This is a genomic window from Rhizobium ecuadorense (assembly GCF_001187535.1).
Lineage (GTDB): Bacteria > Pseudomonadota > Alphaproteobacteria > Rhizobiales > Rhizobiaceae > Rhizobium > Rhizobium ecuadorense.
Window position 1 is genome coordinate 37,351 of record NZ_LFIO01001531.1, and the last position, 17,062, is coordinate 54,412.

Here is a 17,062-nt window from a genome sequence, read left to right on the forward strand (position 1 = left end):
CTTTGTCACGTGGCTGAGCAATCATGCGTCAAGCCAGCATTTTGTTAGGACCGCACAAGTCATTTGGCGGAGTACCATGCCGCTACCCCACCGGGATATCGCTCTCATTCAGAATCATCAGAGACGTGTATTTGCATGTGGTCGGCGACGCCGCCCATATCATTTAGAACGCTTGCCAATCATCATTCGAAGGCGCGAGCACCAGGTTACCACGGCGCATCGGATAGTCTCCGCGGTCAACCATTGTCTGACCGGGCGGGAAGCTCTTCCCAAGTTCGCCCGTGACCTTCTGTGGCTTCCCGCTCTCGTCTTTGAAGTGGAAATGTTTCAACAGTGCGGCTAGGCTTTGGCTCTCTTGAGCGAGGTGCGATCCTGCAGTATTCATCTCCGCGACCATGCTCGCATTTTCTTGAGTGGCATGGTCCATATGGTTAACCGCGCCGTTGATCTCGCGCAGGCCCGACGATTGTTCCTGGGAGGCCGTTGCGATTGCGTCCATATGAAGATTTACATCCTGCACAAGCTCTTCAATCGTTCTCAGGCCCGATCCGGTTTCACTCACGAGCCTTACGCCTTCGTCGACGGCAAGAGCTGAATTGCCGATGAGATCCTTGATTTCTTTTGCCGCTGTCGCTGAGCGCTGTGCAAGCTCCCTGACCTCCTGGGCAACAACCGCAAAGCCTTTTCCCGCGTCGCCAGCACGCGCTGCTTCGACGCCGGCGTTCAGCGCCAGGAGGTTCGTTTGGAAGGCGATCGCGTCGATGACGCTGATGATCTGGGAAATCTGCTTGGAGGAGTTTTCAATGCGATTCATGGCGCCGATAGCATCGCGTACAACCCGACCGGACATTTCCGCATGATCTCGCATCTGTTGGACGGCTCCGCGCGCCTCAGCCGTCCTCTTCGTGGTCGATGCAACGTTGACGGTTATCTCCTCCAACGCCGCTGCAGTTTCCTCGAGCGAAGCCGCCTGCTGCTCCGTGCGTCTTGAAAGATTTTCAGATGCGGCCGAGACGCCCGAGCTGCCATTCGTGACCGTTTCGACTGAATGGCCGACGGTAACAAGCACGTCCCGGAGCTGACGAATGGAAGCGTTGAAATCCCTGCGCAAACTTTCAAACTGTGGCGCTAACGGCTCCTCAATTTCATAAATCAAGTCTCCATCCGCCATCCGCTTCAACCCGGTTGCCAATGCCGTCGTCGCTCGGATGAGGCGCTCTTCTGCTTCTTTTTCCGCCCTTACCTGAATATCCAGCTTCTCTTGGTCAGAACGAATGCGCTCAGCTTCCGCGGATGTCTCCAGGTTACTTTTCTGTATGGCCGCGCCGCGGAAAAACTCAAGGCAACGCGCCATGTCCCCGATCTCGTCGCGTCGGATCGTCAAGGGCACCGGCGCCGACGTATCGCCTTCTGCGAGTGCCTTCATTCGGCTTGTCAGAGTCCGAATGGAGCTTGAAATTCTCCGAACGACCGAAATGCACAAAATGAGTACCGTAGACATGATCAGAAGCGTGGCGCCGGAGTAGCCGATAAAGGCATTGCGAAGATCGGCGTAACGCTGAAATGCCATCTCGTCCAACTCGTCGCCGGTGCGCATAATGAGTGCGGTCAACAAAGCAGCCCGCTGTTGGGTGATTTCATTCCATCGATCCAACGTCTCGGGGGGGAAGGAAACGCCCGGCTGGTTTGCATACATCTGATCGCGAACGCCCGCGATGAACTTGCCTGCGGCGCTGGCCTCGAAGTCGTCATAAGATTTGACGAGATCGGCGGGGAGAAATTCCTGCATCGCAGGCACATAAAGCTGCTTTAGATTTTTTGACTGTAAGAGGGACGAAAATAGATCGACGGACATGGCTGAATTTTTGACGTAGGCTCGGCCGGGCCTGATCTCCAGCAAACTAGCTTCCGTGATCTGCATGAGCGCGTGAAAACCGGTAATTTGGCGTGCTAAATCCAAATCATTGACAGTCGCCCCAGTGCGACGGACGAGCTCCAAGCCCGCAAGGGCAGCTGGGCGCAAAGCAACAGCTCCCTCCGCCTCGCTAGCCGTTCCGTCATCGACGCGCCGGCGGAAGCTATCGATATTGTCCCGCCTTTCACGAATGATCTGTACCGCCCGTTCTATGGCCGGATCGTCGAATGCCTTTTTCCAAGAGTCGTAAGCGGAAAAGACCGCTGTAAAAGCCCTGTCCGATGCAGCTTGCTTTGCCCGACGCACGTCGGCGCCTGCAAACGCTTCCGCCGCTATAGCTTGGGCGAGGAATCCGCCTTCCCGCCCAAGTCGCTGCGTTGTTTGTGCGCTGCGGAAGGTAGAGTATTCTCGGTAATATCCCAGTGATGTTGATACTCCGATGATTACGAACGCCGTCAACGGGATAATTGCCAAAATCATTAAAAGTAGAGATAGCGGCAGTCTCGACATATGTTCCTCATAGACGACTATAAATTACACCGGCTTCCATTAGCGACGCGGTCCAGAACATTGCGACATTGACCGCTATGTGTGAGATGACCTCGGCATAATTACTATAAGATTAACCCCTGTAGTGGTCTTGAACTGCGTTGCGCAGATCGGAACATCGTCGCGTTCAGGGGATCATCTGCAAGACAGATCTTGGGCCGAGGCAGTCGGCTTTTCTGGAGAGTGCTGTTGCTGCAAGCCTTGAGGACGGTCGAGCGTGCCGGCTGATCGTAGCTCGGTCGGCGCAATCTGCTTATGATATACGCAATGTTTCCGAGGGAAGTACCCCATAGCGCTTGCGATAGTCCGCAGAAAATCTGCCTCTATGCACGAAGCCCCATTTCAGAGCGACCTGCGTGACCGAGAGGCCAGGTTCGCCTGTCATCAGTTCCTGATGCACTAATTCCAACCGTAGGTGCTGCAGGAATGCCAGAGGGGTCGTATTCCGAAAGTTGCGAAAACCGCTTTGAAGAGTGCGTCGGCTTACGCCACAAGCCGTTGCGATTTCCTCAAGAGATAGCGGCCGAGTAATATTGGCACGCATATAGTCGACCGCCCGCTTAACGGCCTTGGGTAAGGGTGATTCAGCAACGCGGCATAACTCAGATGAGTAGCGATGCTGCGCAGCTTCGATCAAAAGCTCCATCGTCGTTTCAGTGAGGTGATGAAGTGCTATCGGTGATTGAAGGAGGGTTCCGTCTCGTAATCCAGCATACAGCACTGGTACCAGTTGAACCAAAAGGGAGCCGAACCCGACCGATAGGTCGATTTCTGGCGAAAAATCGAGGCTGCCTCTTATTGGCGTATTGAGCCGACATCCCAAACGGCGCGTCAGCTCATCATGGGCGATCCTAAGCCCCAAATGTTTCCTGGGCCCAATGAATTGGGTCGTACTCGCCGACATACTGTTCACGAAAACGCCCCGCGTTCCCTCTGACGGGATTTGTCTGCCGTCAACGGTAACGACCGATCGCCCATGTAGTGGAAGCATGATGATGTTTGCCTCCGCCGGTCCCCGGTGCTGGACGGTTAGGTCGCCCTCGTAGTGCGCGGCAATAACTGCAATCGGACCATTGGTAATCGCATGTACATCGTAGGCGATCGTCTTATCGCCATGTACATGCGCTTCAGATTGCGGGGAAAGCCTCGAAAGCGCTGCCGCGAGTTCCTCGCTGCAGGTACCTTTGAGCGAGAAATGGTCAATCTTAGAGGGGGACACTCTCAACTCTCCACATCATCACTTCCTTCCCGAAACGGTATTCAAGCATGAGGCCCGCCTATCGCTAACGACAGGCGGACAGGGCAATTGACTTGTCGCGGCCAGTCCTCGCCGTGAATTCGACGCAGTCGAAGTCGCCTAAGTTGATAGTGCGAAGATCAATCATTGTTATATATGGAACTCCGACAGAATTGTTACCTGCTGCCAACCATCGCTTCGCAACCGATTCCCAAATGTCTGGCCTTTGATGGTCTCCATTCACGGCCCAGCAGACTCGGGCGTGCTCGCGCTAGCGACTAAACCTCATCCTTTAAGGTTTCTTTTTGCGTGATCAAACGTGCGGAGTGATGGCCGGAAACAAAGATCCATAGCCAGCTTAGTCCCACTGCCAATCTGCTCCTCGTACCTATCAGGAAGTAGATATGGGCAAGCCCCCAAATCCACCATGCAATTCCGCCCTTGAGCCGGATCTTCCCAAAGTCGATAACAGCCGAATTCGGCCCGATGGTAGCCAGGTTTCCCAGATGCCTATATCTGAACGCACTTGGAGTGGGTATACCCAGACGTCGTGCTTCAATTACCGAAGCGACATATTTGCCTTGCTGTTTGGCGGCGGGAGCCACTCCGGGGACGGGTGTTCCATCAGCGGCCTTCACGGAGGCAGTATCTCCAATAATAAAAATCTCGGGCTTACCGCCAACAGTCAGATCTGGCTGCACGACCGCCCTACCCGCCCTGTCCTTTTCAGCACCGACCCAGGCGGCGGCGTTCGACGCTTGCACCCCCGCAGCCCAGATGACGGTCCGGCTTGAAACGAACTCATCTCCGATCGCGATGCCGTTCTCGTTGCATGCCGTCACGGGAATGCCTGTTCTCACTTCGACGCCCATCTTGATTAGCGACTGCTCGGCATATCTCGAAAGTGCCTCCGGGAACACGGGTAGGACACGTGGACCTGCCTCGATGAGAAGGATGCGCGCCGATCTGGTGTCGATGCTACGGAACTCCTCAACAAGGGTTCGTTGGGCCAGTTGCGCTATAATCCCAGCCATCTCCACGCCTGTCGGGCCTGCTCCGATTATGCTGAACGTGAGCATTGCCTTCCGCCGTTCGGGATCAGCCTCCAATTCGGCCTTCTCAAACGCGAGAAGAAGCCGCCGCCGGATGGTCGTCGCGTCTTCGAGTGCCTTTAGCCCGGGCGCAAACGGCTCCCACTCGTCCCGGCCAAAATAGGCGTGCCTTGCACCTGTCGCGAGAACGAGCGTGTCATAGGGAATAGCATTCCCATCCTTGAGCGATACTACGCGTGCCTCGGTATCAACGCCAACAACCTCGCCCAGCAGCGTCGATACATCCTTTCGTCCTCTGAACAATGCTCTGATGGGCCAGGCTATCTCCGAGGTTGCCAATACAGTCGTGGCAACTTGGTAGAGGAGCGGTTGAAAGAGGTGATGGTTGCGCCTGTCGACGATCGTTATGGAAGTGTCGGGACACTTGAGGTCCTTCGCTAACTGGAGTCCGGCAAAGCCACCGCCGACTACGACAACTCGATGCGTATCCATTTCGTCTCCCTCAAACCTGCGCGCTCGGGGCGCGCGCCTCGTAGAAATGGCCATTGCGCCCGATCAGTCGCTGATACGGGTATTTACATTAATCGACGGTGGACTCACCAACAGTGGAAGAAGAGGCTCCAGCACCCGCTTGACATTAGGATGTTCGCCATGGCCAACGACAGCCGCCTCATTCTGCCAGCCGTCTAAGATGATGAAAGTGTTCGGATCGTCCGACCGCTGGTAGAGGTCGTAGTAGAGACAACCAGACTCTTCGCGGGCGGGTCCAATGAATTCCTGAAGGAGTTCTTTTACGCGATTTCGATTTTGGGACGTGGTTTTGAATTCCACGACAAGGTGCTGTTCCTCTGACTTCTTCGATGTCATTTGCGCTGGCTCCTAATTGAAAACGACGACCGGCTTGATCACTCGCCCGGCTTCGGCGTCCGCGATCGCTTCGTTGATCTTCTCGAAGGGATACTTGGTGATCAATTTTTGGAAGGGGAAAAGCCCAGCCTGATTAAGATCCATCATCTGCGGAATGAACAGCTGTGGAATCTGATCACCAAGGATCGCACCCTGGATCTTGCGATTGAACACCATTAGATCGAGGGGGATGGGAATGTCGTTACCGAGCGCGTCGAGGCCGAGCAAGACAACGTGCCCGCCGGCACGGGTGCACTTGATCGAGTTCAGAATAACCGGAATGATGCCAACTGCGTCAATCGCGAAGTCGGCACCGCCGCCCGTCAGCGCATGGATCTGGTTGACTACGTCGGGATCTTTGCCGTTGATCGCATGTGTGGCACCAAGCCCCATGGCCATGTCTAGCCTCTGCTGATTCAGATCTATGATGATAATCTTGCTGCACCGACGAACTTTGGCGGCCATCACGGCGGCCATGCCGACAGCACCTGCGCCGAAAACGGCTATCGTCGACCCTATTTCCGGCTTCATCGCGTTTATCACTGTTCCTGCACCCGTTGCCATGCCGCACCCGAGTGGCGCAGCGTCGGTAAGGTCGAGGTCTGTTTTCGGCAAAAGCGCTGCATTGTTTTCAGTCGCAAGGATATGCGTCGCAAAGGACGACTGGCCCACGAAATTGCTGCCAATGCCAACTTCATCGCAGAGCAATGCCTTCTTACCATTCGGACGAAGCCCCGTAAGATTGTACTGGGTATAGTTTTGGCAGTTCATTGGGTGAGAACGGCGGCAGTCGGCGCAGAATCCGCATGAGCTCTGGCTCAGTGCGACGTGATCACCCACTTTGAGGCTCTGAACTTCTGGTCCGACCGCCTCGACGACGCCGACGCCTTCGTGCCCCGGGATCACCGGTGCCGGCGGGCCAAAAATACCGTCGCGAAGCAGCAAGTCCGTGTGGCAGATCCCGCTCGCAACCGTGCGAACCAGGATCTCGTTGCCTTCGGGGTCAGCCAGTTCGAGTTCACGGAATTCCAGCGGGCTCTTTGGCTTCACGGCGACAGCCGCAGTGATTTTCACCATTATATTCTCCTGCGTTCTCCCGCAATTGCTACGGGAATGACTTGATCGGCCCGACGGACTAGACGCGACCCGCGCGCGCACCGTAGATGATTGCGGCAAATGCAATGATCACGCCCTGGACGATAAGCTTGCCCGGCTCCTGGATGCCGAAGACGGTCAGCATCGCGAACAGGAAGCTGAAGGCAACGACGGCAACGAACGGCCCGGCGACGCCGCCCCGGTCGACGCCGAACGTCACACCGCCGAGGATCGTGGCGGCGAGCGCATTCATGAAGGTGTCGAAGCCTGGCTTGATGGTGCCGACCGCCAACGCGGATACCTGGACCAGGGCCGCGATGCCTGTCAGGGCGCCCGCGAGCGTGTGCGAGACAAAAATCGTACGTGCCAACGGAATTCCTGTAGTTTCCGCCGCCCTTGGATTGTCGCCGACGGCCCTGAAGTAACGCCCGACGATGAGAAAGCGAAATGCGATAGAAATCAGGGCGGCGATGACGATCCACAGGACCACGGAATAGGAAAGGCCGTGGATATTGCCGCTCGTAAGTATTCGAAGCCAGCTTGGCGTTGAACCGGGCGCGCGGCCGGCGCTCATGTATTGGACGATCCCAATCAGAATGGCCGAAACACTTAGTGTGGAGATAACGGCAGAAGCGCGCACGTATGCTACGAGTATTCCGTTTACACCCCCCACAGCTAGCCCAATCACAACAGGCATGAGGACGGTCATTAGCGGTGGATAGTTGTTGAGCTGGCCCGAGCTGGCCAAATAAATCGCGAACGCGAAAATACCGCTGACAGAGAGATCGATGGATCGCACCCGCATGACAAGCGACTGGGCGAGCACCGCGATCCCGAGCGGCGCTGACTGCTTGAGGATTACAAACCAGTAGTTGGGATTTATGAGCGTGGCGCTCACTGCTGGAGCAACCGCAACCAGGATTGCGAGCACATAGTATGCGGGCGGTAGCCCGAGTATCCACGAAATGGCGCTCTTACCCCTCAATGAGCGAGATGGTGCTTCAGTTTTCGAGTCTGATGTGGTCATCGAGAAGTCCATCTCTTTCAAAGTCCGATTGTTTTGCGTCGCTGCGAAACGACGAGTACGAGAAGCAACACACCCTTGACGACCGACTGAAGAAATGCAGAGACGTTGGCCAGATTCATCACATTATTCACTGTCCCGAGGATCGCCGCGCCAACGACGGTTCCCACAATGCTTCCGATGCCCCCGGCGAGGTGGACCCCACCCAATGCTGCAGCCGTTACAGACTCAATCCCGAATGAAGCGCCGCCCTTAGGATCACCCGATGCAAGGCGACCTGCAAGAAACATCCCCGCAGCGCATGCGAATAGAGCGGAAAGAACATACGCTTTGATGATGGTGCGCTCGACGGGAACACCGTTCATCCGTGCGTTGAAGTCATTGCCGCCGGAAGCGAAGAGGTAGAGGCCGAAGGGACGACGATAGAGAATCCAGGATGCGAAGAGCGATGCCGTGATCAACCAAAACAATGAGTTAGGTACGGGGCCGATGGATCCGGCTACCGAGCCGGAAAGCCACTCCGGAACGCGCCCACCTGGGATTGGCAAAATGATCAACGCGATACCTTGGCCGATGCCCATTGTTGTCAGCGTCATGATGATTGGATGTACATTGAGGCGCGCGACACCGTAACCGTTCGCTACTCCGAACCCCATCGCCACCGCGATGCAGATAAGCACGCGGGTTATCTCAGGAAGATCAAGCGTCATGATCGTCGTCGTTAGACTGATGACGGACCCAACCGACACGTCGAGGCCGCCAGTGAGAATGACGAACGTCTGACCGAGAGCCGAGATGACGAGCACCGTCGATTGCGCCAGGAGATTAGACAAATTCTCCGGATCCATGAAGTCCGGCAATAATATTACCGAGGCGACAACCATCACCAGGAGCGTTCCAATGGAAAGCCCGATCGCTCCCGCGCGATAAGGGAGCTTCAGGCGACTGGCAAATGAATTCATAAGTTATCCTCCTCAATGCACCGCAGCACGGGGATCCGGTGACGCACTCGCCCCCAGCGCAGTCTCGAGGATTCTTTCCTCGGTCGCCCCCTCTGCGGACATCTGCCCGACGATCTTCCTGTCATGAACGACCAAAATGCTGTCGCAGAGCCCTATAAGCTCAGCGTGCTCGCGCGACGAAACCACGACCGCACCGCCACGATCACTGAAGTCCCGCAGCAATCTGTAAATCTCTGCCTTTGCACCGACGTCGACGCCGCGCGTGGGCTCCTCAATAACGAGGATGTCCACTCCGGAGAGCAACCAGCGGCCCAGCAGCACCTTCTGCTGATTCCCGCCCGAGAGTTTACCTACGGGCGCATTGGGATCGGCGGCCGCAACTCGTAACGACTTGATCACCTCGCGGACCTTCGACACCGATCGCCACGCAACGCTTGCCATATTCCGATTGAGCTGTTTTCCCAGCGCGATGTTGTCGTAGATAGGCAGGCGCAGGAACAGCCCTTCCTGCTTCCTGTCCTCAGGGATAAAACCGATTCCTGATGCGACCGCGCGAGCGAACCCTGACCCTACATTCACCACGTGCATGCTGTTGTCGGGGCCGGCACGCCACACGGCGATGGCCTTTGGCGATTCAACGCCCACAATGGCACGCATTATCTCTCGCTGGCCCTGTCCTTCGAGCCCTGCCAGCCCGATGATTTCACCTTTTCTGACAACGAAAGTGACTGTCGAGCTGCTGTCGTCGAGGCGCAAGTCCGAAACCTCCAGCATTGCCGCTCCGGTGGCCTGCGAGCGCGGCGGAAAGAAGTTCTGAAGTTCGCGACCAACCATTGTCGCTACCAGCGTTTGCAAGTTGAAGTCCTGCGCTCTTGCAGTCCTTACCCAAGCGCCATCTTTCATGACGGTGATGGTGTCGCATAGTTCGAAGACTTCATTCATGCGATGAGAGATGTAGACGACAGCCTTATGTTGAGCCTTAAGGTCGCGGATAACCTTGAAAAGATGCGCGACATCGGTCGAGTTCAACGCCGCCGTTGGCTCGTCGAAGATGAATACGTCCGCGTTCGACGTAAGTCCCTTCGCGATCTCAACTGCCTGCTGCTGCGCGACAGTCAGTGTCTCGACGATCGCGGTTGCGTCGAGCTGTGGAAATACGTCAGCCAGCAAAGCGCGAGCGCGTTTCACTACCTCGACGCTATCGATCGAACCGTCAATGCGACGAGGTTCGTGGCCCAGGAACATGTTCTCAGCAACGGTGAGATTGGGGATCAGGGTAAACTCCTGAAACACCGTCGACACTCCCGCCAACCGTGCCTCCTTAGGGGAACGGAAATTGACTTCCTCCCCGCGGAGCCGAACACTTCCTGCGCCCGGCTGATATACCCCCGCCAGAATACGCATCAGGGTGGACTTCCCCGCGCCGTTTTCCCCCATCAGAGCGTGCACGGAGCCACGTTCCAGGGAAAAGCGAACGTCCGAAAGGACTTTCGTGAAACCAAACGATTTGTTGATGCCGACCATCTCGACAAGCGTGCTCATGGGAATTTCCATCTTCGACAGGGATACGGGCACGAGTGATCGTGCCCGTAGTTCATCAAGCCTTGAAATAATCAAGGAGCTTTTCGTTCGGCATTTCGGTCGGCGCCCAGTACGCATCAGTGAGATCTGCGCGATAGAACTGGGAGAGCGTCTCGTCGGTGATCGGCTTGGGGCGGTTCGTCCAGTTACGCTGAATCGGCTTCCCATCCAGCAAGGCGAAGGCGGCCCGTAGCGCGGCAGTAGACAGAGCGGGTGGGCAAATCGGACCGATCGAGGAAAGTTTTTCGTCATTCCAACGACGCATCCAGCCGTTAAGTGCTTCGCCCGTGATTGGCGGGATCGTTGAGGCGCCAGCCTCCTGCAAGGCATCCAAAACGCCAAGAGACATGTTGGCTCCATCGGTCCAGATGCCCGCGACATCGGGGTCGGAGAGATACAAGCTTTCGGCAATCTTCTTTGAGTCCTCATAAGACCAGCTTCCGTGCTGGGTCGACGTGATCTGAAGTCCAGACTTGCTGAAGACTTCCATGGCGCCTGCATAACGATCTGCATCGATGGGATGCCCGGCGACGCCACGCAGAACCCATACCTTGCCCTTGTTGCCAAGCTTGTCGACGAGGAACTGAGCCATCACGCGCCCGAAATAGAAGTCGTCGCCCTGGACCTGAACCGTAAACTCCTCGGTGTCGACGCGTCCGAGATAGACTACGGTTGGAATGCCAGCAGCCTTTGCCTTCTTGATGCCCTCGACGGCGGAACCGGTGGTTAGCGGTGCGATGATGATCGCATCGACCTTCTGGGCGATCAGATCCTCGATATCGGCAACTTGTTTGGAGGCATTGAGATCAGCGCTCCGGAACTGGTAATCAGCGATCCGATCCTTGTTCTTTTTTATTTCATATTCGGCTTCAAACGCCGTCTGGTAGGTATGCGTTGAACCAGCGAGGCCGTAGTGGCTGTGTCCGATCTTCCACGGGCCTGACTTCTTGAACTTACCCGCGTCGACAATTGGGTTGGCGCCTTCGGAGGGCCAAGTGTCAGGTAGGAGACTGATCGCGTCGTCGGCGCGAAGAATCCCCGGCATTCCGAACGTGCCGGCTACAGCAATTGCCCCGCTCGCTTGTAGAAATGTACGTCTCTTCATGAAAATTCCTCCTCCGGCCGCTCTGGGCGGCATTGTCTGTTAAGGCGAGAGCCTTGCCTTCCCAAGCCGTGCCGGACTCTCCTCAATACGGCGGAGTGCATTGGTATGAGCTATCAGACAATCTGTCAATAAATATAAACTTCGACGTTTGTTTTTTCGACATCGTTTTGTTTTCACTTGCACATAGTCGCACTTGACGGATTGTCCGATAGTGCGACAATATTCGTGTTCGCTAAATCGATGGGAGGGTTATGAATGTCCACTCTGGTGATTGTCCGGCATGGCCAAAGCGAAGGGAACGCGCGCGGGGAGTTCACGGGTACGAGCGACGTGCCGCTCACACAGGAGGGCTGGTCTGAGAGCAGGCGAGCCGGCTCACTGCTCGCGAACCTCGGCATCTCGTTCGATATTGCGTTTAGCTCTGCCCTCTTGCGCACAGTCGACACTTGCAGAGCGATTTTGAACGAAACCAACGGCGATCTGCTGGAGCCAATCAGGAGAACCGAGTTGAACGAACGCGACTACGGACAGCTCACCGGCATCAACAAGAACGTGGCACGTGAGCGGTGGGGCCAGGATGTTGTCCAGGTTTGGCGCCGCTCGTACAGCACTCCACCACCTGGGGGAGAAAGCATACGGGACATAAGCGCGAGGGTTCTGCCCTTTTTGATAAGCGAAGTGTTCCCCCCCTTGTTGAGAGGGAAATCGGTTCTTGTGGTGGCCCACGGGAATACGATCAGGTCACTAAAGCAGGGCATCGAACGCCTCACGATCCAGGATACGCTCGCTATTGAGTCACCGACCGCCGCGCCAACTGTATACCGGATTGCGTCGGACCTCTCGATCATCGAGAAGACTAACGTCCTGGTTGGTACTGTCTGTTAAGCCTGGCTGGCAGTAGCATCGTTTGTAGTCGGTTGAACTTGGCAATACCGGTGTCTCGAAGCTGTCGATAGCCTTCAGAACCGGCTCGACGTCGGCAAGCGACGCCATCCGGCTCGCCTCACACGTTGCTACTAAATTTTCGTCTGCCGATCTTTCAGCCCAAAGCGGGACAAGACGCATGCTCCCTTTCGAACATGCATCGGAACCCTTTGATCACTTCAAATCAGCGTTCACTCGTGACTTTGCAAAAATGCAGCCCTGCTCCGGTTGAACTGATCTAATTTAATAGAGTAATTATTGACTGATTGTCTGACGATGAGTACGTTCGCGCGAATTGCGTTGTGAGCCTTGGAGGAACAGTTACATGAAGCAGGCATATGCGGCGGTCTCGCGCGAAAAGGCGAAGCCCTTGATCTTGGAGTGCATAGGGATTGAGGAACCTCGTGCAGACGAGATTTTGGTCCGCATCGTCGCATCGGGGGTATGTCATACCGACCTGGTGGTCAGGGACCAGGGATATGACGTACCTCAACCTGTTGTGTTGGGACACGAAGGCTCTGGCGTCGTCGAGGCCGTCGGGAGCGCAGTTAAAGATCTTGTGCCCGGTGATCACGTTGCTTTGAGCTACGCCTATTGCGGCAAGTGCGAAAAGTGCCTTTCCGGTACACCTTTCTACTGCGAGGACTTCTTCGGTCGCAATTTCCGCGGCACTCGTCCGGATGGCACCTGCCCGATCCATGATTCTCACGGGAAACAGATTAGTGGCTGCTTCTTCGAGCAGTCGTCATTTGCAACCTACGCCATCGCCAGCGAACGAAACGCCGTGAAGGTTGCAAAGGATGTTCCACTCGAGTTGATCGGACCGCTCGGGTGCGGGCTTCAGACCGGTGCTGGCGCGGTACTGAATTGCCTCAAGCCGAAGCCCGGCTCGTCAATAGCAGTGTTCGGTGCTGGTGCGGTTGGCATGGCGGCTACGATGGCCGCGAAAATCGCCGGATGCGCGACCATCATCGTGATCGACTTGAACGATGAACGGCTGGAACTTTCGCGCGAACTCGGGGCGACGCACACGATAAATGCCCGCAAATTGGACAGCGTTGCCGCGATCAGGAAGATCGTCCCCGCAGGCGTTGATTTCAGCTTGGAATGCACGAGTTCGCCGCGAGTTTTCCGTCAGGCAGTCGACTGCCTTGGTACGCCGGGAACATGCGGTCTCGTTGGCTCGTCCGCTCTCGGCACTGAAGGCACGATCGATATCGGGAACTTCCTTTTCGGCCGCACATTGATCGGCGTTGTCGAAGGACAAAGCGTTCCGTCCGAGTTCGTCCCGCAGTTGATCGAGTATTGGCAGCAGGGACTTTTCCCGTTCGACAAACTGGTTCAGTTCTATGACCTCGACCAGATCAACGAGGCGATGGCTGATTCCGAGAGCGGCAAAGTCATTAAGCCGATCCTTCGCATGAAGCATTAGTTTTGCGAGACTTTTCGAAAGACAAGACGGACCGCGATTAAATGCGATCCGTCGGAACAGCCGTGCTCAAGACGAGATATGGTCGAACGCTGCTTTCGATGCAATCGCGGGCCACATCACTCCGATAGGCCTGCACGAATGATGTGCTGGCAGGGCCCACGCAAAAGCTCTAGGACTCTGCCGGTCAAAGGCGGCCCCCTACAATCACCGGCAGGTAAGTGGCGAGGGCGGCTCCGTTATCCAAGGGGTCCAGAGAACACCTGCGCGCCAAACACTGAAAAGACGTTGCTCCGGCCGACGTGTTCAGCTGACGTGTCCTGGTCCAACAGGTGGCCAAACCGATCGCGCTTTGTCTTAAAATAAGTGATGTTGGACGCGCTAGATGCGGCGATCAGACTCTGGCGAGACGACACGATGACGCCTGACGTTCGCAGCGCCTCTATTTTTGTAGGATTGTTGGTCAGAAGCCGAACGCTGCCGATACCGAGGTCGCGGATGATATCCGCCGCTGCGTTATATTCGCGGGAATCAGATGCGAAGCCGAGTTCCCGATTTGCCTCAAGAGTATCACGACCATGATCCTGCAGGCTGTAAGCCGCAATTTTGTTTCCTAAGCCAATGCCACGCCCCTCTTGCCCACGCATGTAGATCACGCAACCAGCGCCCGCTAACTGGACCGCCCGAAGAGCCATTTCGAGCTGTTGACCGCAGTCGCATCGCATGGACCGGAACGCCTCACCTGTCAGACATTCAGAATGCACCCGTACCAGAACGTCTTCCTTCTCGCACAACTCGCCAAGTGTCAAAGCTAAGTGTTCAGTTCCCGTCAAACTATCGCGATAAGCAATTGCCTTGAAATCCCCAAACCGCGTTGGCATAAAGGACTGCGCGTAACGCTTTACCCTCGTATCACGACTCCTGCAGTACTCAATCAAAGCGTCGATCGTTACTATGTGCAGGCCATGTTCGATTGCGAACTTCTCGAGATCTGGCAGTCGAGACATGGTTCCGTCGTCATTGGCGATCTCGCAGATTACGCCAGCCGGCGCCAGGCCGGCAAGTCGTGCAAGATCCACGGCAGCTTCGGTGTGGCCAGGACGGCCCAGGACACCGAGACGATTTGCACGCAAAGGAAAAATGTGACCCGGTCGCGATAGGTCTTCCGGCCGCGTCTGCGGATCGATGAGCGACTTGACGGTTGCTGCTCGATCTTCGGCTGAAATCCCTGTCGTTGTGCCGTGTTTGCAATCGACGGAAACGGTAAATGCCGTCTGCAGTGAGTCCGAATTACGTGTGACCATCAGGGGGATCTCGAGTTTGTCGAGACGTTCGGCTGGAAGTGGCACGCAGATAAGGCCTCTCGCATATTTCATCATGAAAGCGATGTGCTCAGCTGTTATTTTTTCGGCAGCAACGACTAGGTCGCCTTCATTCTCCCGGTTTTCGTCGTCGACCACGATAACCATCTCGCCCGCTTCGATCGCCTCGATCGCCTCATCTATGCTCGAAAAAGACATGGAATCCTCCTCCTTATTATGGGCTGACGGCGCGACGCGCGGCATCGAGCTCTCTGTCGACAAGCGCGCGCAGGTTCTCAGAAAGAGCATCGTTCTGAAAATCTTCATCGAGAGCGAAAATGAAACGGCTATGTATTTGCGCTTCGAAAAAGTCGAATAAGGCTTCCATCGAGGCTTCGACGAGCGGCTTGTGACTCGATGCTTTACCGGTTGCAAAAGGGATCACATAGCGGCCCTTAAGCGCTTTCATGTCGACAAGGTCGAATAAATGCTTCAGCAACCCAGTGTAAGATGCTTTGTAGACCGGACTACCAACAACTAGCACGTCACTAGCCAAAATATCGTTGAGTGCCGCTTTAACAATCTCAGCGGCGCTGGAGGGCAACACTGTTGCCCCAAGGTGCGGATGAAGGTCGACAAGGTCCCAGCAGCTTGCTTCGTTGCCGGACGCGCGCACCCGACCCACCATGAAGTCTGCTACGGCCCGGGTTTTCGAGGGGCGCGATAAATTCCCCGTTATTACAACAACTTTCATGTCACAGGACTCCCAACATTCTCGCATAAGACAATCTTACAATTTTCACTCACACCGCAATGGAGGTCGTTGAGGACCCGTGGGGGCAAAAATAGTCCTGCGGTGTCCTGAGCCCTCACAACCCGTAATTTCCCAACCTCGAAGGCTGGATTGCTTCGCAGAAGTCTTCTGTCTCGTACGACTTTATTCTCTCAATGGGTGGGCTCGCCGTGCAAGCGCACCTACTGTCTGCAATCCCTGCCGCTTTTACCGACCCAGCACGTTTGCGTTAGAACCTCCTGGACACGGAATGAGGCGTTGCCGCTTGATATACGGTCGCCGTGGCTCCACCTCAGTTACGACAGGTAGTATCCCGGTCACTTACGGGAACTCTGGTGAGCTTGCCTTCGATGGATCATGGGCGAGCCAAGGTTCCGCATGCGATACCCATACGTTTGACATCGGCACACTTCCAGGATCGGTATCGAACGTGCCGGCTCTAACGACTTTGAGCTCCGGGCTGGCCGGCCGCTCCGCATAAACGTGCGAGCCACATACCGAACAAAACCACCGCAGCTTTCCAGGCGTCGATTCGAAGCTATGAAGCGTATCTTGGCCTGTAAGGATCTTGAAGTGCTCGCTTTTCACCTTCGCAGCGGTATTGTGATCAGCGGCGTGTGACTTCCGGCATGTTTGACAGAAGCAATTCCACATGGGTCCATCAATTTCCTGAACCTGGTACGTTACCGCTTTGCATTGGCATGATCCGAAGATTGGCATCGGGTATCCTTTCACTGATTCATTACGTTGATTTCAAATTTCTCGTCGCCGCTAAGCCAGCGTTTGATGTTGCGCGCAGCCTGGCGGATGCGGTGTTCGTTCTCGACGAGCGCCAGACGGACGTAGTCGTCGCCCATTTCGCCGAAGCCGATACCCGGTGCAACGGCGACGTCGGCCTTCTCGACCAGCAGCTTGGAAAACTCCAGCGAACCGAGATGACGGAACTTTTCCGGGATCTTTGCCCAGGCGAACATGGTGGCAGCCGGCGGCGGCACGTCGAAGCCGGCCTTCCCGAAGCTTTCGACCATGACGTCGCGGCGACGCTTGTAGACGTTGCGAACCTCCGCAATGTCGGAACCGTCGCCGTTCAGCGCATGGGTCGCGGCCACCTGGATCGGCGTGAAGGCGCCGTAGTCGAGATAGGACTTGACGCGGGTGAGCGCCGCGATCAGCCGCTCGTTGCCGACGG

At 56.0% G+C, this 17,062-nt stretch carries 15 protein-coding genes; 2 read left to right on the forward strand and 13 right to left on the reverse strand.

The genetic code is table 11. The features are described from left to right. Window positions 1-163 precede the first annotated feature (163 nt). The 9 genes from AF337_RS31835 to AF337_RS31875 all read right to left on the reverse strand — a co-directional run bounded on the left by AF337_RS31835 (window position 164) and on the right by AF337_RS31875 (window position 11,426). Entirely contained in the window at window positions 164-2,425 is a 2,262-nt protein-coding gene (locus AF337_RS31835; protein ID WP_008534399.1) for a methyl-accepting chemotaxis protein, read from the reverse strand. 292 nt (window positions 2,426-2,717) lie between these two features. Then, window positions 2,718-3,683, reverse strand: coding sequence for a helix-turn-helix transcriptional regulator (locus tag AF337_RS31840; RefSeq protein WP_008534397.1), 966 nt, complete (start codon window positions 3,681-3,683; stop codon window positions 2,718-2,720). Window positions 3,684-3,979: 296 nt separating this feature from the next. Further along, window positions 3,980-5,245 (reverse strand): NAD(P)/FAD-dependent oxidoreductase, encoded by a 1,266-nt coding sequence (locus AF337_RS31845; protein WP_012489478.1) that lies wholly within the window; start codon window positions 5,243-5,245, stop codon window positions 3,980-3,982. Between the two features lie 63 nt (window positions 5,246-5,308). Then, window positions 5,309-5,620: a putative quinol monooxygenase gene (locus AF337_RS31850; RefSeq protein WP_004671505.1), complete on the reverse strand. Its 312-nt coding sequence runs from the start codon at window positions 5,618-5,620 to the stop codon at window positions 5,309-5,311. Between the two features lie 12 nt (window positions 5,621-5,632). Continuing rightward, on the reverse strand, window positions 5,633-6,736 hold the full coding sequence (locus AF337_RS31855) for an NAD(P)-dependent alcohol dehydrogenase (RefSeq protein WP_004671507.1): 1,104 nt from the start codon (window positions 6,734-6,736) through the stop codon (window positions 5,633-5,635). A gap of 58 nt (window positions 6,737-6,794) precedes the next feature. After that, window positions 6,795-7,793, reverse strand: coding sequence for an ABC transporter permease (locus AF337_RS31860; protein WP_026188838.1), 999 nt, complete (start codon window positions 7,791-7,793; stop codon window positions 6,795-6,797). Window positions 7,794-7,798: 5 nt separating this feature from the next. Then, window positions 7,799-8,740 (reverse strand): ABC transporter permease, encoded by a 942-nt coding sequence (locus AF337_RS31865; protein WP_004671512.1) that lies wholly within the window; start codon window positions 8,738-8,740, stop codon window positions 7,799-7,801. Window positions 8,741-8,752: 12 nt separating this feature from the next. After that, a complete protein-coding gene (locus tag AF337_RS31870; protein WP_012489476.1) occupies window positions 8,753-10,282 on the reverse strand; it encodes a sugar ABC transporter ATP-binding protein in 1,530 nt (509 codons plus the stop codon). Between the two features lie 55 nt (window positions 10,283-10,337). Next, window positions 10,338-11,426, reverse strand: coding sequence for a substrate-binding domain-containing protein (locus AF337_RS31875; protein WP_004671515.1), 1,089 nt, complete (start codon window positions 11,424-11,426; stop codon window positions 10,338-10,340). A 255-nt stretch (window positions 11,427-11,681) separates the two neighbouring features. On the opposite strand from AF337_RS31875, the gene AF337_RS31880 reads away from it, so the two are divergent. Further along, on the forward strand, window positions 11,682-12,311 hold the full coding sequence (locus AF337_RS31880) for a 2,3-bisphosphoglycerate-dependent phosphoglycerate mutase (protein WP_008534389.1): 630 nt from the start codon (window positions 11,682-11,684) through the stop codon (window positions 12,309-12,311). Between the two features lie 364 nt (window positions 12,312-12,675). Then, complete coding sequence (locus tag AF337_RS31885; RefSeq protein WP_004671520.1) at window positions 12,676-13,782, forward strand: NAD(P)-dependent alcohol dehydrogenase; 1,107 nt, start codon at window positions 12,676-12,678, stop codon at window positions 13,780-13,782. Window positions 13,783-14,018: 236 nt separating this feature from the next. Here AF337_RS31885 and AF337_RS31890 read toward each other — a convergent pair whose 3' ends face one another. The 4 genes from AF337_RS31890 to AF337_RS31900 all read right to left on the reverse strand — a co-directional run. Further along, entirely contained in the window at window positions 14,019-15,299 is a 1,281-nt protein-coding gene (locus tag AF337_RS31890; protein WP_004671523.1) for a bifunctional 3,4-dihydroxy-2-butanone-4-phosphate synthase/GTP cyclohydrolase II, read from the reverse strand. Between the two features lie 16 nt (window positions 15,300-15,315). Further along, window positions 15,316-15,834 (reverse strand): NAD(P)H-dependent oxidoreductase, encoded by a 519-nt coding sequence (locus AF337_RS31895; RefSeq protein WP_012489472.1) that lies wholly within the window; start codon window positions 15,832-15,834, stop codon window positions 15,316-15,318. A gap of 360 nt (window positions 15,835-16,194) precedes the next feature. Next, window positions 16,195-16,593, reverse strand: coding sequence for a GFA family protein (locus AF337_RS41185; RefSeq protein WP_010029274.1), 399 nt, complete (start codon window positions 16,591-16,593; stop codon window positions 16,195-16,197). 11 nt (window positions 16,594-16,604) lie between these two features. Next, window positions 16,605-17,062, reverse strand: a 458-nt coding sequence (locus tag AF337_RS31900; protein WP_152971267.1) for an aminotransferase class I/II-fold pyridoxal phosphate-dependent enzyme, incomplete at its 5' end; no start/stop codon positions are given.

Excerpts from the sequence above, each read along its gene's own strand:
- AF337_RS31880 (WP_008534389.1), top strand. The coding sequence starts at position 11,682 with ATGTCCACTCTGGTGATTGTCCGGCATGGCCAAAGCGAAGGGAACGCG.
- AF337_RS31875 (WP_004671515.1), bottom strand. The coding sequence starts at position 11,426 with ATGAAGAGACGTACATTTCTACAAGCGAGCGGGGCAATTGCTGTAGCC.
- AF337_RS31835 (WP_008534399.1), bottom strand. The coding sequence starts at position 2,425 with ATGTCGAGACTGCCGCTATCTCTACTTTTAATGATTTTGGCAATTATC.
- AF337_RS31865 (WP_004671512.1), bottom strand. The coding sequence starts at position 8,740 with ATGAATTCATTTGCCAGTCGCCTGAAGCTCCCTTATCGCGCGGGAGCG.
- AF337_RS31885 (WP_004671520.1), top strand. The coding sequence starts at position 12,676 with ATGAAGCAGGCATATGCGGCGGTCTCGCGCGAAAAGGCGAAGCCCTTG.
- AF337_RS41185 (WP_010029274.1), bottom strand. The coding sequence starts at position 16,593 with ATGCCAATCTTCGGATCATGCCAATGCAAAGCGGTAACGTACCAGGTT.
- AF337_RS31850 (WP_004671505.1), bottom strand. The coding sequence starts at position 5,620 with ATGACATCGAAGAAGTCAGAGGAACAGCACCTTGTCGTGGAATTCAAA.
- AF337_RS31845 (WP_012489478.1), bottom strand. The coding sequence starts at position 5,245 with ATGGATACGCATCGAGTTGTCGTAGTCGGCGGTGGCTTTGCCGGACTC.
- AF337_RS31855 (WP_004671507.1), bottom strand. The coding sequence starts at position 6,736 with ATGGTGAAAATCACTGCGGCTGTCGCCGTGAAGCCAAAGAGCCCGCTG.
- AF337_RS31895 (WP_012489472.1), bottom strand. The coding sequence starts at position 15,834 with ATGAAAGTTGTTGTAATAACGGGGAATTTATCGCGCCCCTCGAAAACC.
- AF337_RS31890 (WP_004671523.1), bottom strand. The coding sequence starts at position 15,299 with ATGTCTTTTTCGAGCATAGATGAGGCGATCGAGGCGATCGAAGCGGGC.
- AF337_RS31860 (WP_026188838.1), bottom strand. The coding sequence starts at position 7,793 with ATGGACTTCTCGATGACCACATCAGACTCGAAAACTGAAGCACCATCT.
- AF337_RS31870 (WP_012489476.1), bottom strand. The coding sequence starts at position 10,282 with ATGAGCACGCTTGTCGAGATGGTCGGCATCAACAAATCGTTTGGTTTC.